This is a genomic window from Clostridium sp. RTP31139st1_H3_RTP31139_211217, from assembly GCF_040227035.1.
Lineage (GTDB): Bacteria > Bacillota > Clostridia > Clostridiales > Clostridiaceae > Clostridium > Clostridium saudiense.
In genome coordinates this window covers 113575-129896 of record NZ_JBCOAB010000004.1, presented here as the reverse complement: position 1 = coordinate 129896, position 16322 = coordinate 113575, and the positions used below count along the sequence as shown (strand labels likewise).

Here is a 16322-nt window from a genome sequence, read left to right as displayed (position 1 = left end):
TGCAAAAAGGAGGATTCGAATTCGAACCCTCCTTTTTTTATCGGCTAATATCAAAATTTATTTTGATACAGCCCCTTTTTTTTGTATTTATAATACCATAACTTTTACTTGTGGTTTTAGAAAGTTTTTAGAGTGGAGTAAAAATAATAGAAGCAAATGCATAAAAAAATCATATGCATATAATTTTTAGTATACTATGCAAATTGAGAGTTTCACAGTTTATGTATATACGATTAACAAGCCTTTTATAGTCCTACTGATTAATTAATTTGAAATCGATATGATATAGATAAATTCTTTAAAGAGCCAATTAGAAAAAGTTGTTATAAAAGTTTTAAATGGTAATTATGATAAAGTTCGATTGTTAATTTAATAACGAAAGTAGTATAGTGAGGTTGTAGATAAAAATTTTTAAAAGCTTAAAATATAGAGTTGGAGGAATAGATATGGGATATAAATTGTTATCAAATGAAGTAAATAATTTATTTGAAGAATTGAAAAGGGAGTATATGATATATGCACCAAAAAGATTCTTAAAACAAGGCAGATATTCAGATACAGATATAATTAAGTATGGTGAAGTTAATTCTTTTCAAGAAATTGTTTATAAAGAAAAATCGACATATCCAGCAAAAGAATTAATTACACCAATTAATCAAACGTTATACTTTTTTACTGAAGATGAATTTAGAGAAAGTAAAAATCCATATGGTGATAAAAAGATATTAATATTTGCAAGACCTTGTGATATAAATGCACAAAAAAGACAAGATAAAATTTACTTGGAAAATGGTGGATTTGAAGACGCCTTTTATAAAAGAATTAGAGAAAAGGTTAAGTTTGTCTGTATAGAGTGTGTTGAAGGATTTGATACTTGTTTTTGTACAACAATGGGAAGTAACAAAACAGATGATTATAGCTTAGCTGTGAGATTTGATGAAAATTCAGCATTATTTAACATTAATGATAACGAGTTTGATAAGTATTTCACAGATTGTGCTAAAGAAGAATTTGAACTTAAATTTATAGAGAAGAATATGGCAGAGGTTAATCTTCCAGAAATAGAAAGTAAGGAAGTATTAAATAAATTAAAAGAACATTCAGTATGGAAAGAGTATGATAAAAGATGTATTCAATGTGGAAGCTGTACTGTAGCTTGTCCAACATGTTCTTGCTATACAACTAGAGATATAATTTACAATGAAAATGCTAATGTTGGAGAAAGAAAAAGAGTACAGGCATCTTGCCATATTGATGGGTTTGATGAAATGGCAGGAGGACACAGATTTAGAACTAATGCTAGCGATAAAATGAGATATAAGATATTACATAAAATACATGACTATAAAGAACAATTTGGAGATAATCACATGTGCGTAGGTTGTGGAAGATGTACAGATAGATGTCCAGAACATATTTCTATTACAGCAACTATAAACAAAGTAGACAAGGCAGTTAAAGAAATTGTTGGAGGTAAAAATTAATGCGCAATATATTAACACCAAAAGCATATAAAATTATTGATGTAAGAAAAGAAAGTAATTTAGAATATACATTTAAAGTTGAAACTGATATTAAAGTTGAACATGGACAGTTTTTACAATTATCAATTCCTAAAGTTGGAGAAGCTCCGATATCAGTTAGTGGGTTTGGTGATGGATATTTAGAATTTACTATTCGTTCAGTAGGAAAAGTAACAGATAAAATTTTTACTTTACAACCAGGAGATACATTATTTTTAAGAGGTTCTTATGGTAAGGGATGGCCAGTTGAAAAATTAAAAGGTAAAAATGTAATTATAGTAGCAGGAGGAACAGGGGTTGCTCCAGTAAGAAGTATGATAAATATGTTTTTTAATGATGAAACATATACAAAAAGTGTTAATTTAATATGTGGCTTTAAAGATGAAAATTCAGTTCTTTTTAAAGATGAATTAGCATTATGGAAAGAAAAATTTGAAGCTATATATACATTAGATAAGGGTGAAAAAGAAGGGTTTGAAAATGGATTAGTTACAACACATTTAGCTAAGCTACCATTCGAAAAATTTGGAGATAATTATGAAGTAATAATAGTAGGACCACCAATGATGATGAAATTTACATCTTTAGAATTTGTAAAATTGGGAGTTCCAGAAGAGAAAATATATGTTTCTTTTGAAAGAAAAATGTCTTGCGCAGTAGGAAAATGTGGACATTGTAGAGTAGATGAAACTTATGTTTGTCTAGAAGGTCCTGTATTTAATTATACTAAAGCAAAGGATTTATTAGATTAGGAGGGATTATATTATGAATCACGATATAGATATAAAGAAGACTAGAATAAATTGTTTCCGTCAATCAAAAGTTCCTGGAGAATTTATGTTACAAATGCGCATTCCAGGGGGAACAATAAATGCAAAATACTTAAGTGATGTAGAACATATAGCATTAACTTGGGGGAATGGAACTTTCCACATGGGAATGAGACAAACTTTTAATATTCTAGGAATAAAATATGAAAATATAGAATCAGTTAATGAATATATTAAAGAATATATTAAAGAAGTAGAAGTTGATGAATGTAATTGTAATATGCCTATAGATGATAAGGGATATCCTACAATAGGTGCTAGAAATATAATGGCATGTATAGGGAATACACATTGCATAAAAGGAAATATAAATACTAAGGAATTAGCAACAAAGGTAGAAAACTTAATATTCCCATCACATTATCATATTAAGGTATCAATTGCAGGTTGTCCTAATGACTGTGGTAAGGCTCACTTCCAAGATTTTGGGGTAATTGGTCAAGCTAGAATGGAATATCATAAGGAAAGATGTATTGGATGTGGAGCTTGTGTAAAAGCATGTGATCATCATGCAACAATAGTATTAAGTTTAAATGAAAATGGATTAGTAGATAAAGATCCATGTTGTTGTGTAGGTTGTGCTGAATGTGTATTAGCATGTCCAACAAGTGCATGGACTCGTAGTCCTAAAAAGTTCTATAGAATAGTTATAGGTGGTAGAACTGGTAAACAAAATCCTAGAATGGGCAAAACATTTGTTAACTTTGCAAGTGAAGAAACAGTTCTTGGAATATTTGCGAATTGGCAAAAGTTCTCAGCTTGGGCGTTAGATTATAAACCAGAATATTTACATGGTGGACATTTAATAGATAGAGCTGGATATAATAAGTTTAAAGAAATTATTTTAGATGGTGTTGAGCTTAATAAAGAAGCATTAGTTGCAGAAAATATATATTGGGCAGAAACAGAGTATAGATCTAATATAAACGTCAAAGCTATAAGCAAGCATAAATCAATAAGTACAACTAGACCTATTAAAGATAATTAAATATAAAAATATATAAAAATAGTAGCATGATAAAATGTTTAATTTACAACTATTAAATATTAAGAAGTGCTACTATTTATTTTGCTAAAAATTTATAATATAATGATTTTAATATTATAAATGAGAGGTATTAAGTATGAAGGTAACAATAAAGGATGTAGCAAGAGAAGCACAAGTGGCAACGTCTACAGTTTCTAGAGTTTTGGCAAATAGCAGAAAAATAAGTGAAGAAACTAAGGAAAGGGTAAATGAAGCTATAAAAAAATTAAATTATACGCCTAGTATAGTTGCAAGAGGTTTAGCTAATAATAGAACAAGAATATTAGCTGTCCTACTACCAGGGGGTGCAGAGGTTTCATTTGAAAATCCATTTTTTGTCCAAGCAATGAAGGGAATTAGTATGTATGCAGAAAAAGAGGATTATTATATCATGTATGCATTTAAAGATAAAAAGGCTGATGAAGAAGAATGGGTAAAGAAAGTAACAGAAGGTAATCTTATAGATGGTTTATGTCTTTTTAATGTAAAAGACAATGATATTACAATTAACTATTTAAAGAAAAAACAATTCCCTTTTGTTGTTATAGGTAGGCCAGAACAAATAGATGGTGTTTTATGGGTTGATAATGATAATTTTGCAGCTGTATATAATTTAACTCAAAAACTGATTGAAAGAGGAAATAAAACTATCGCATTTATTGGAGCTAAATCAGATATAAATGTTTCGAAAGATAGATTAAATGGATACAAACAGGCTATGTATAGCAGGAATATAGAAATTGATAATGAGTTAATAATTGAAATGAATAATTTTACTGAAGAAGAAGGATACATTGCAGCGCATAGAATTTTAGAAAAAAATAAAGTTAATGCTATTATTGCTACAGATGACTTATTAGGTTTTGGAGTACAACGAGCAATAGAAGAATTAGTATATAAAGATATATCTGTTGTTGGATTTAATAATATTCCTTTATCTCAATATAAGAATCCACCTTTAGCTTCAGTGGATATAAACTCTGAAAAATTGGGTAGATATGCAACAAAGCTTATTATAGATAAGTTAGAAAATAGAGAAAATAAAGGTTATCATGTTATAGAAACCAATTTAATAGAAAGAGAATCATTAAAGTAAATATATAAATTATGCAACCGATTGCATTAATGAGAGGAAAAGGAAGATAAATGAATGTAATCGTAAAATTTGAGGAATTTTGGCCCAAATTAGTGTTGTAAACAATTTCTTGAAATGTTATATTAAATTTAGAAATTTTAAAAAAGACAAGCTTATAGTCTTTTTTTAAATATGTACAGCTGTGAAGCTGTACATATTATTTAAACAGTTATGCAACCGATTGCATGAATTAGGGGTGAAAATATGGAGAGAGTTTGGTGGAAAGAAGCGGTTGGGTATCAAATATATCCAAGAAGTTTTAAAGATTCTAATGGTGATGGAATTGGGGATTTAAAAGGAATAACATCTAAGTTAGATTATTTAAAAGATTTAGGAATTGATGTTATTTGGATATGTCCTATGTATAAATCTCCAAATGATGATAATGGATATGATATTAGTGATTATCAAGATATTATGAGTGATTTTGGGAATATGGATGATTTTGATGAATTACTTAGGGAAGTACATGCTAGACAGATGAAATTGATAATTGATTTAGTTGTAAATCATACAAGCGATGAACATAAATGGTTTATAGAATCAAAATCATCAAAAGATAATCCAAAAAGAGATTGGTATATTTGGAGAGCTGGAAAGGATAATAAGGAGCCTAATAATTGGGAAAGTATTTTTAAGGGATCTGTATGGGAATTTGATAAAAATACAGAAGAATATTTTATGCATTTATTTACTAAGAAACAACCAGATTTAAATTGGGATAATAAAGAAGTAAGAGAAGCTATTTATTCAATGATAAACTGGTGGTTAGATAAAGGAATTGATGGATTTAGAGTAGATGCAATAAGTCATATTAAAAAAGAAGATGGATTAGTAGATATGCCAAACCCTAAAGGGTTAAAATATGTAGAATCATTTGATAAACATATGAATGTTTCTGGAATTCATAAATATTTAAAAGAACTTAAAGAAAGAACTTTCGATAAGTATGACATTATGACTGTAGGAGAAGCTAATGGAGTAGATGCTGAAGAAGCAGATTTGTGGGTTGGAGAAAAAGATGGGAAGTTTAATATGATATTCCAATTCGAACACTTACATTTATGGGGAGCTGAAAGTGAGAACAATTTTAATGTTAGAAATTATAAGAAAGTATTAACAAAATGGCAAAAAGCTTTGGATGGAAAAGGGTGGAATGCACTATATATAGAAAATCATGATATACCTAGAGTTACATCAACTTGGGGAAATGATAAAGAATACTTAAAAGAATGTGCAACTGCTTTTGGTCTTATGTATTTTATGCAACAAGGTACACCATTCATTTATCAAGGACAAGAGATAGGGATGACAAATGTAAAATTTGATTCTATTTATGACTATAACGATGTTAAGGGAATAAATATCTATAAGGAAAAGGTTGAACAAGGATTAAGTGGTGAGGAAGCATTAAAATATGTATGGGCAGTATCAAGAGATAATTCACGTACTCCAATGCAATGGGATAGTAGTGAAAATTCTGGATTTACTACTGGAAAGCCGTGGATCAAAATAAATAAAAATCATAAATATATAAATGTAAAAGATCAATTAAAAGATGAAAATTCTATTTTAAACTTTTATAAAAAAATGATTAATATAAGAAAAGAAAATAAAACTCTTATATATGGTAGTTATGATTTAATACTAGAAGATCATGAGAAAATATATGCTTATACGAGAATTATGAGGGAAGAGGAATTTGTAATAATAGTTAATTTATCTCATGATAATGTTAAGTATTCTTATGATATTAACCTTCATAGTGATGGATTATTATTAAGTAATTATAATGTTGAAAAACATGCTTTATTAACTGAGTTTGATTTAAGGCCATATGAAGCAAGAATTTATAAGGTTATAAAATAAAGAATATTTAAAAGTATTAATAATTAAAAATATTTGTAATAAATTACATTGCAAATGAAAAAAGGGGAATTTAAAATGGGTAAAACAAAGAAAAAGGGCAAATTATTATCATTTGATTTTTGGCAAAAATTCGGAAAAGCTTTATTAGTAGTTATAGCTGTTATGCCAGCAGCTGGATTAATGATTACTTTTGGTAAGCTTTTAGGAATGTATTTTGAAGCTGATATAATACAAGCTATATCTAGAGTAATGGATAATATAGGGTGGAGCATTATAGGAAATCTTCATATATTATTTGCAGTTGCAATAGGTGGATCATGGGCTAAAGAAAGAGCTGGAGGGGCTTTTGCAGGATTATTATCATTTGTGTTAATTAATCGTATTACAGGAGCAATTTTTGGTGTAACTACAGAAATGTTATCTGATAGTACAGCAACAGTTAAATCTTTATTAGGAGCTACATTAACTGTTCCAGATTACTTCACAAGTGTTTTAGGATCACCAGCACTTAATATGGGAGTGTTTATTGGTATTATCTCAGGTTTCTTAGGAGCAACATTATTTAATAAATATTACAATTATAATAAACTACCACAAGCTTTAAGCTTTTTTAATGGAAAAAGATTTGTTCCTTTCGTTGTTATTTTATGGTCAACAATTACAGCATTAGTATTATCAATAGTATGGCCTTTTGCACAAGGGGCATTAAATAGTTTTGGTATTTGGCTTGCAAATTCAAAAGATACGGCTCCTGTTTTAGCACCATTTATATATGGAGCTTTAGAACGTTTGTTACTACCATTTGGTTTACATCATATGCTTACTATTCCTGTTAACTATACTGAGTTAGGTGGGGTTTATACATCTTTAACTGGTGCAGCTGCAGGAACTGTGATTGCAGGGCAAGATCCATTGTGGTTTGCATGGATTACAGATTTAATTAACTTTAAATCTGCAGGAAATATGACAGAATATAATAACTTATTAGCTACAGTTGTTCCAGCAAGATTTAAAGTAGGGCAAGTAATTTTATCAACTGCATCATTATTAGGGGTTGCCTTTGCTATGTATAAAAATGTTGATGCGGATAAGAAGAAAAAATATAAATCTATGTTTGTATCTATAGGATTAGCAGTATTTTTAACAGGTGTAAGTGAACCAATAGAATTCTTATTTATGTTTATCTCACCAGTACTTTATATTGTTTATGCAATACTTACAGGTTTAGCATTTGCATTAGCAGATATAATAAATTTAAGAGTTCATGCCTTTGGAGCAATAGAACTTATAACTCGTATACCAATGCTTGTTAATGCTGGATTAGTTGGAGATGTTATTAATTTTATAATTGCATGTTTAGCGTTTTTCGGAATTAATTTTGGAGTATTTAATTTCTGCATTAAAAAATTTAAAATACCTACTCCAGGACGTCTAGGAAACTATGATGAAGAAAAGGAAAGTGAAGAGGTCAAGGAAGTGGCTGTAGATAAAACAACAGCTAACGATACATTAGCCGTAAAAATAATTTCTTTATTAGGAGAGAAAGAAAATATTGAAGATGTAGATGCTTGTATGACTAGGTTAAGAGTTACTGTAAAGGAAGTTTCTAAAGTAGCTGAAGAAAAAGAGTGGAAGAGAAATGGTGCATTAGGATTAATATTAAAAGATAATGGAGTACAAGCAATATATGGGCCAAAGGCAGATGTTTTAAAATCTGATATTCAAGATTTATTAGGAGTATAATATGAAGCTTTTAACTTTAAATTGTCATTCTTGGCAAGAAGATAATCAAATTGAAAAAATTAAATATTTGGCTAAGATAATAAAAGAAAAACAATATGATGTCATAGCGCTTCAAGAAGTTAGTCAAAAAATTAATTCGAAATTATTACAGGCTATGATAAAAGAGGATAATTTTGCACAGCTATTAATTGAAGAGTTAAATAAAATTAATGAAAGTAAATATAACTTTATATGGGATTACTCCCATATAGGTTATGATATATATGAAGAAGGATTAGCCATATTAACTAAACATAAAATAAAAGATTGTAAATCATTTTATGTTTCTAAAAGTGATAATAAAAGAAATTATAGAAGTAGAAAAATTATAAGTATCACAGTTAATATTGAAGGTAATGAGGTTGATTTTTATAGTTGTCATACTGGATGGTGGAATGATGATATAGAACCTTTTAAATATCATGCTGATATGCTTATTGAAAATATAAGTGATGATAGATTAGCTTTTGTTATGGGGGATTTTAATAATAATGCATATGTAAGAAATGAAGGTTATGATTATTTAATGAAATTAGGTTTAAAAGACACTTATGTAATGGCTGAGGAAAAAGATGATGGTGTTACAGTAAAAGGTAAAATTGCAGGGTGGGAAATGCAAGAAGAAGATAAAAGATTAGATTTAATACTGACAAATAGAGAAATAAAAGTTTTGAGATCTAAAGTTATCTTTAATAAAGATAATAAACATATTATCTCAGATCACTATGGGGTAGAAGTTTTAATATAAATATGATGATGATATTTATTTATAACTGTTAATAAAATTTATTATCATTTTAAAAGAAAAAAGGAAGAGAGTGTAAATATTATGCAATATTCACACTCTCTAATTTTATTAACTTATTTTTTTGTGGAGTTAGTTATTTCATTCCTTGTTCGTATTGTTCAACCATTCTCTTAACCATTTCTCCACCAACGCTTCCGCATTGTTTAGAAGTTAAGTTTCCGTTGTAGTCTGTGAAAGGAACACCCATTTCGCTTGCTACTTCATTCTTAAATTTTGATAATCCGTTTTTTGCTTCTGGTACTAACTTTTGAGCCATAAAAGACCCTCCTTTAAATAAATTAATATTTATTTTCCTTTGTAAGTAATCTTTCTTACTTACACTAGTATTATGTGTAGAAGTAAATTATATAATCTATAAAAGTAAAGGAAGTATAGGAAAAAAAGAATATATTAACTAAGATGTGGAAGTGGAAAAATATCATAAAAGAAAATTCAATGCATATTTTGATAAGAAGTTTATCAAAATATGCATTCAAAAATAGTTAATTTCTTTTAAGTTTAAGCATTGTAACGACTATTGGAATTGTTATTAGGGCTGAAACTATAGCTTCAGGAATTCCGTTTGTTAATCCAACAGTAAGCAAAGTGCCAGCAACAGCTTCTCTTGAAATTTCTCTAGCTTGTGCATATTGATCAAGATATAGAATATAAGTTAATCCTAATACACCAATTGTATTAGTTAATGTTCCTAAAACTGCAGCTATTCCAGCACATACTCCTGTATTTTTAATTTTACTTTTAAATAGTTTGAATGAATAATAAGCTACAATACCAATTAACATTCTTGGAATTAATGCCACAATAGGATTCCAGAATATAAAAGAAGTTAAGCCAGGAGCAGTAATGTTTTGATACATTGAAAATAATCCAAAAATTAAACCTACTGATATTCCGACTACTGGGCCTTCTAATAATGCTCCTATGATTACAGGAATATGCATAATAGTAAGACTGAATATTGGTAAACGTATTAATCCTAATCCGCTTACACCAAGGAATATTGAAATTCCACCTAGAGCTCCTATGAGAACAAGTCTTCTAGTCTTAGAGCTAGATTTTTTTTTATTTTTCATTGATCTCTCTCCTAATTTATTATTAAAATTTTATAACTATATTCAAACATTAATTTAATATAAAGCGATAAATTATTCAAGTATTATTCATCATATAAATAAATAAAACACTGAATAATGAAATAAAATGTTGAATAGCACAGGAAATGTAGTATATTATGAAAGTGTAAACTAATTATACAAGGAGATGAAGAAAATGAGATTATTTAGTATTAATGATTTGAATTTTAATGAAGAGGATTTTTTAGATAATATAAATGAATATGAAGATATAATTCCTATAATTGAAGAACTGCAAAATTCTTTAAGTTATGATGAAATTGAATGTGTTGGTGAAAATGAATGTTGTAATAAAACCAATAAAAATTATATAGTAGAAATTCAAGGATTTATAGATGGAAATGATGAGTTTATAACTAAGGAAGAACTTGAAAATAATCCTACAAGAGCACAAGGTGAAATAATGGATTTATTTGTAATAAGATTATATAAGTGTGTTGATTGTGGAAAATGGATTATAGATATTTTGGAGTAAGATTAAATGGCAAAAGGAACTATTATGTTTAAGAATATGGCCAACAAATTTAAAGTTTATTTAGAATGTAAAATAAGTGATATAAAAAATATAAAAGAATTAGGGATAATAGAAGTATTAAATAGAACTAAGGTAATTATTATTTCATTAATTTCTTTTATGATGATTTTTGGATTTATATTGTTTAATGCAATAAATATAAGTGAAGAGGAAATGCTAGAGGATTTAAAAAAGTCATTAATTACTGAAAATAGCTTCAAAATAGCTAAAATTATAAGAGTAAGGGATGAAAAAATATCAGAAAGTGAATTTAAGCCTCTTTTTAATTATTACAGTGGAAATGAAGATAAAATAAAAAAATTAATAAATGAATTAAGAAAAAATGGAGAATACGGAAATTTTGAAATAAAAAGTAAGCAAGGACTATTTTATAAAAGATATTATATTGCTTTAGATACTGTTGAAGTTGAATTTACTACTAACACAAAAGATATAAAGGTTGAATTTGAAGATAAGAAATTTAATTTGCAGGATGTTGCCAAGTTTGATGTTATTCCAGGTATTTATAATGTTAAATATACTTATGAAACACAATTTGGAGATATTTGTAATGATATTAATATAAGCATACTTGAAGACAAAAAGGTTGAACTTAAGATTGATGGCAATTATGTTACTTTATATTCAAATTTTGATGATGCAAAGGTATTAATAAATAATGAGAATACAGGTTTATTAGCAAAGGAGATTAAAAACTTTGGGCCTATACCTAAGGAAAAAGATATAGTAATTAAATTACAGAGAGAATTTCCTTGGGGAACTATAGAAAGTGATGAAGAAAATATAAGTAATCAGGAATATATTAAGCTAGATATAAGCATGGTAAATGATGAATTAATTAATATTGTAAGTAAAGATATTAATGGGTTTTATGAATCCGTATTTGAAGGATTAAATAAAAGAAATAAGGAGAACATCATTAATTGTACAGATAGTGTTAGAGATTCAGTATATAATTATATAAATGAAAAAACATTACTATTTTCTAATAATTATGAAATTGCAGATATGAATGTAGAAATTGAAAAAAGTGATTTTAAATATGAAGATAGTGTATATAAGGCAAGTGTTGTAACAAAGATTAATTATAATATCTATAAAAAAATATTACCTTTCTTTAAAACTTATAATGAGAGTTCATTTATATTAGGATTAGAATATATTGATAATAACTTTCGAATAACTGAAATACAAAAGGTTGAAATAGAGTAAAGTTTAAAACAAATGATGATAAGATGGGGGATATATGAAGTTTAAAAACAAAATTATTTATGCAGTATTAATTATATTGTTAATTAATACAAATTATGTTTTTGCCGAAAAAAGTGATTCAATTAAAAATGAAATAGAAGATAATAAAAATAAAATTGAAAGTTTAGAAGAGGAAAAATCTAATCTGAATAGTGAAATTCAAGGGAAAAAAGATGAAGTTAGTGATTTAGAAGAGATTATTACTGAAAAGGAAAATGAGTTGTATGCTCTTCAAGTTGAAATAAGTGAATATCAAAAACAAATAGATAATATGCAAAGTGAAATTTCTGAGTTAATTAACTCCATAAATGAAAGTAAGTTAGAAGTTGAAAATAAAGAGAAATATGTTGTGGAACTTAAAGAGGAAGAGAATAGAATCAAGGAATTATTAGACGCAAGAATTAGAAGTGTTTATAAGGTGGATTTATCAAAACAATATATTTACATGTTAATTAAAAGTAAGAATATCTTTGAAATTTTTCAAAATTTAAATAATATAAATCAAATAATAAATTTTGATAAAAGTTTAATTAAGAGCTATAAGGAAAATCAAGAAATTATATCAGATGAGATTGCGCAAATAGAACTTAAAATTAAAGAGCAAGAAGAGTCGCAGTTAGCAATAGAAGAGAAGCAAAGTGATATAATGGAAGCAAAAAATAAAGTTGTTGCAATTCAAAATGAAGAGGAAAGCAAGAGAAATGAACTTTTAGCAATGCAACGAGAAAAGCAAGATAGTATTATTGCTTTAGAAAATGATAGTGAAAAGATTAGTAGTGAAATAGCACATTTAGAATCACATAATGAAGAGTTAGAAGCAGAACTTGATAGAATAATAAATAATGTTAGTGGTAGCAATGGGAGTAATGGGGTAGACAATAATTTACAAACAGATAGTGGCTTTTTAAGACCTGTTCCAGGTAGAATTACTAGTAATTATGGATATAGAGTTAATCCTGTTACAGGAGAATATAAATTACATAAAGGTATAGATTATGCAGGGAATTATGGAGACCCAATTAAAGCATCTAAAAGTGGTGTAGTTGAATATTCAGGGTGGATTACAGGATATGGAAATACAATTATTTTAGGACATGGAAATGGGGTACAAACATTATATCCACATGCTCAAACATTAGATGTTGATTATGGAGATACAGTTAAGCAAGGTGATGTAATTGCTACTGTAGGTTCAACTGGAAATAGTACAGGCCCACATTTACATTTTGAAATAAGAATTAATGGGCAAGCTGTTGATCCTTTAAATTATATACCGTATTAAAGAGATAAAAGCTGTATCTTTAAAGATACAGCTTTTTGAATAATTAAATATAATAAAGAAAATAATACTCAGGTAGTTTTTGTTTTATAAAGAATAAAAACCTGTGCAAAGTGCACAGGTTAAGGGATTACAATCACTTAAGAAAGGGAATAAGTGATTGTGTGGGGTTTTATTAAAACTCTATAATTTATTAAATTATAGAGCGGTATGGGCTATATTAATAAGTATTTTATTGAATACTATAGTTATATTATACAATATAATTTAATAAAATCAAATAATATTTACAAAAAAAGTTGAAAAAATTTTTTTTGTGTATAAATCTAGAAGAAAATAGATGGTAAAATTAAATAAAATAACAATTATAGGGAGGAATAAAAATGAAAAAAAGAGAAAATATGCTTAAGGATACCCCGGATTATGAACCTTATTCAGAAAATGAAGTTAAATTAAGTATTAAGGAAATGAGGGAGTTAGGGCTTATTAAATGCGGTGGTTGCTGCAATAAGGGGGGAGGAGCATGTGATAAAAGAAAAGGATGTAATAAAAAGTGCTGTAATAATAAATAAAGATATAAAAGGAAAAAATGAAATGTCGAATTCTAAGGAAGAAAACTTTGGAAAAAATATAAAATTATAATAGATTTGTAGAATAAAAATATTGTTAATTATAAATGAAATTAATATTAATATCTTGAATATATATTTAATTAAAGGGAAAGCATTTATTAATGAAGGTGTATTAGAAGATGTGTGAAAAAATTTTTAAGAAGAATATAAAAAGGGATTAAGAGTAATAATTTATATTAGTAATGTCTTGAAAGAACATGTGATAATTGGTAAAATATATCGTAATTAGTCAATTGATTTTTTGGTTAAGAATAATAGATTGGTTATATAGGAAAAGACATATTAATTATTAATATATACAGATGGTAATTTGTGTATATTATGTGTAGTAAGAAAAATATTAGATGTTTTTTGCTTTTTATGAACAAACATTTGAAAAAATTAGCTTTAATATGTTATAATAAGCTAGTTGTATTAATCAAACAAGAGATACTTTTTTAGGAGGAATATACAATGGAAGCTAAAATGGAAAAAATCGACGTAAATGTCGTTAAATTTGAAGTAAAGGTTGAAGCTAATAAATTCAATGAAGCTTTAACAAGAGCTTATAAGAAGAATGTTAAGAATTTTAATGTGCCTGGATTTAGAAAAGGTAAAGTTCCAATGAATGTAGTTAAGCAATATTACGGTGTTGGAGTTCTTTTAGAAGATGCAGTTAATTTTGCAATCGATGGATCTTATAGTGAAGTATTAAAAGAAAATAACATAATCCCAGTTGACTATCCAAAAATAGATGTAGTAGAAGTTGGAGAAGGAAAAGACTTTGTTTATACTGCAGAAGTAACTGTTTATCCAGAAGTTGAATTAGGTGAATATAAAGGATTATCAGTAGAAAAGAAAACTTACGAAGTAACTGAAGAAGAAGTTGCTAAAAAGCTTAAAGAAATGCAAGAAAAGAATGCAAGAGTTGAATCTAAAGAAGAAGGAACAGTTGAAAATGGAAATATAGCTGTTATTGATTTTAAAGGATTTGTTGATGGAGAAGCATTCCAAGGTGGAGAAGGTCATGATTACTCTTTAGAAATTGGTTCTAAAACTTTCATAGATACTTTCGAAGAACAATTAGTTGGAGCTAAAGTAAATGATACAGTAGAAGTAAATGTTACTTTCCCAGAAAACTATGGTAAGGAAGAGTTAAATGGTAAGCCAGCTAAATTTGAAGTTACTATTAAAGAAATAAAGGTAAAAGAATTACCAGAATTAGATGATGAATTTGCTAAAGAAACTTCAGAATTTGATACAATAGCTGAATTAAAGGCTGATATTACTACTAAGTTAGAAGCAGCAAATGCTGAAAGAGCTGATAGAGAGTTTGAAGAAGCTGTAATTAATGCAGTTGCAGAAAATGCAAAGGTTGAAATTCCAGCTGTAATGGTAGAAAAAGAAGTAGATAAAATGGTTCAAAACTTACAACAAAGATTACAATATCAAGGTTTAAATTTAGAACAATACTTCCAATTCACTGGAACTGATGAAGAAAAGATGAGAGAATATATGAGAGAAAATGCAGCTACTAAAGTAAAAGTTGATTTAGTTTTAGAAGCTGTAGAAAAAGCTGAAAACATAGATGCTACTGAAGAAGAAATAAAAGAAAAAGCTGTTGAAGTTGCTAAAATGTATTCTGCATCAGAAGATGATAAAATGGTTGAATTATTAATGCAAAGCCAACAAGCAGCATTAAGATCTGATGTAATCACAAACAAAGCAGTAAAATTCTTATTAGAAAATAATAAATAGTCCTAATTTAATTGCCAGAAGAAATTCTGGCAATTATTCAAATATTTCTTTAACAAAATAAAGTAAATTTTATATAATTTTAATATAATTACTTTTGATTAGTTGGATATATTATAAGTAAGAAGGGTTTTAAAGAGAAAAGGAGGGAATTAAGTATGAGCAATTATATTCCATACGTTGTTGAACAAACAGGAAGAGGAGAAAGGTCTTATGATATTTTTTCAAGACTTTTAAAAGATAGAATTATTATGCTTAGCGGCGAGGTAAATGATGTAACTGCTAATCTTGTAGTAGCTCAATTATTATTCTTAGAAAGTGAGGACCCAGATAAAGATATATATCTTTACATAAATAGTCCAGGAGGCTCAATTACTTCAGGAATGGCTATTTATGATACTATGCAATATATTAAATGTGATGTAAGTACTATTTGTATTGGTATGGCAGCATCAATGGGAGCTTTCTTATTATCAAGCGGTGCTCCAGGTAAGAGATATGCTCTTCCAAATAGTGAAATTATGATACATCAACCTTTAGGAGGATTCCAAGGTCAAGCAACTGATATTGATATTCATGCAAAGAGAATATTAAAGATAAAAGAAACTTTAACAAGAACTATGGCTGAATCTACTAATGGAAAAGTTGATTATGAAACTATGGTTCAAATGTGTGAAAGAGATAACTTCATGAGTGCTGATGAAGCATTAAAAATTGGATTAATTGATGAAGTAATAGTAAAAAATAAAAAATAATTATTTTTGGCAATTTCATGCCAAAGTGA

Annotated in this window: 15 protein-coding genes; 13 read left to right on the top strand and 2 right to left on the bottom strand. The window is 27.6% G+C overall.

Annotated features, from left to right (window positions below; genetic code table 11):
* Positions 1-446 precede the first annotated feature (446 nt).
* The 7 genes from asrA (at position 447) to ABUA17_RS03475 (ending at position 8914) form a co-directional block, all read left to right on the top strand.
* A complete protein-coding gene (gene asrA / locus ABUA17_RS03505) occupies positions 447-1484 on the top strand; it encodes an anaerobic sulfite reductase subunit AsrA (RefSeq protein WP_042396285.1) in 1038 nt (345 codons plus the stop codon).
* The gene (gene asrB / locus ABUA17_RS03500; RefSeq protein ID WP_042396283.1) at positions 1484-2275 is read left to right on the top strand and encodes an anaerobic sulfite reductase subunit AsrB; all 792 of its coding nucleotides are present in this window, start codon (positions 1484-1486) and stop codon (positions 2273-2275) included. Before asrA ends, asrB begins: the two co-directional genes overlap by 1 nt.
* A gap of 13 nt (positions 2276-2288) precedes the next feature.
* Positions 2289-3341 (top strand): sulfite reductase subunit C, encoded by a 1053-nt coding sequence (gene asrC, locus ABUA17_RS03495; RefSeq protein ID WP_195951227.1) that lies wholly within the window; start codon positions 2289-2291, stop codon positions 3339-3341.
* Between the two features lie 136 nt (positions 3342-3477).
* Positions 3478-4476, top strand: coding sequence for a LacI family DNA-binding transcriptional regulator (locus ABUA17_RS03490; protein ID WP_154821130.1), 999 nt, complete (start codon positions 3478-3480; stop codon positions 4474-4476).
* Positions 4477-4719: 243 nt separating this feature from the next.
* Positions 4720-6384 (top strand): glycoside hydrolase family 13 protein, encoded by a 1665-nt coding sequence (locus ABUA17_RS03485; RefSeq protein ID WP_042396277.1) that lies wholly within the window; start codon positions 4720-4722, stop codon positions 6382-6384.
* Between the two features lie 75 nt (positions 6385-6459).
* Entirely contained in the window at positions 6460-8127 is a 1668-nt protein-coding gene (locus tag ABUA17_RS03480) for a PTS transporter subunit IIBC (RefSeq protein ID WP_154821129.1), read from the top strand.
* A gap of 1 nt (position 8128) precedes the next feature.
* On the top strand, positions 8129-8914 hold the full coding sequence (locus ABUA17_RS03475) for an endonuclease/exonuclease/phosphatase family protein (protein WP_195951228.1): 786 nt from the start codon (positions 8129-8131) through the stop codon (positions 8912-8914).
* Positions 8915-9047: 133 nt separating this feature from the next.
* Here the strand turns inward: ABUA17_RS03475 and ABUA17_RS03470 are convergent, their stop codons facing one another.
* Together ABUA17_RS03470 and ABUA17_RS03465 are read right to left on the bottom strand one after the other, a co-directional pair.
* Entirely contained in the window at positions 9048-9230 is a 183-nt protein-coding gene (locus ABUA17_RS03470; RefSeq protein ID WP_042396270.1) for an alpha/beta-type small acid-soluble spore protein, read from the bottom strand.
* A 226-nt stretch (positions 9231-9456) separates the two neighbouring features.
* A complete protein-coding gene (locus tag ABUA17_RS03465) occupies positions 9457-10047 on the bottom strand; it encodes an ECF transporter S component (protein WP_042396268.1) in 591 nt (196 codons plus the stop codon).
* A gap of 196 nt (positions 10048-10243) precedes the next feature.
* Between ABUA17_RS03465 and ABUA17_RS03460 the strand changes: the two genes are divergently transcribed.
* The 6 genes from ABUA17_RS03460 to clpP all read left to right on the top strand — a co-directional run bounded on the left by ABUA17_RS03460 (position 10244) and on the right by clpP (position 16293).
* Positions 10244-10582: a hypothetical protein gene (locus tag ABUA17_RS03460; protein WP_394805638.1), complete on the top strand. Its 339-nt coding sequence runs from the start codon at positions 10244-10246 to the stop codon at positions 10580-10582.
* 6 nt (positions 10583-10588) lie between these two features.
* On the top strand, positions 10589-11854 hold the full coding sequence (locus ABUA17_RS03455) for a TcaA 3rd/4th domain-containing protein (RefSeq protein WP_195951229.1): 1266 nt from the start codon (positions 10589-10591) through the stop codon (positions 11852-11854).
* A gap of 34 nt (positions 11855-11888) precedes the next feature.
* A complete protein-coding gene (locus tag ABUA17_RS03450) occupies positions 11889-13175 on the top strand; it encodes a murein hydrolase activator EnvC family protein (RefSeq protein WP_052330614.1) in 1287 nt (428 codons plus the stop codon).
* 380 nt (positions 13176-13555) lie between these two features.
* Positions 13556-13744, top strand: a complete 189-nt coding sequence (locus ABUA17_RS03445; RefSeq protein WP_042396261.1) for a hypothetical protein — start codon at positions 13556-13558, stop codon at positions 13742-13744.
* Between the two features lie 513 nt (positions 13745-14257).
* On the top strand, positions 14258-15541 hold the full coding sequence (tig, locus tag ABUA17_RS03440; protein WP_042396259.1) for a trigger factor: 1284 nt from the start codon (positions 14258-14260) through the stop codon (positions 15539-15541).
* A gap of 155 nt (positions 15542-15696) precedes the next feature.
* Positions 15697-16293, top strand: coding sequence for an ATP-dependent Clp endopeptidase proteolytic subunit ClpP (gene clpP / locus ABUA17_RS03435; protein WP_042396253.1), 597 nt, complete (start codon positions 15697-15699; stop codon positions 16291-16293).
* Positions 16294-16322 lie beyond the last annotated feature (29 nt).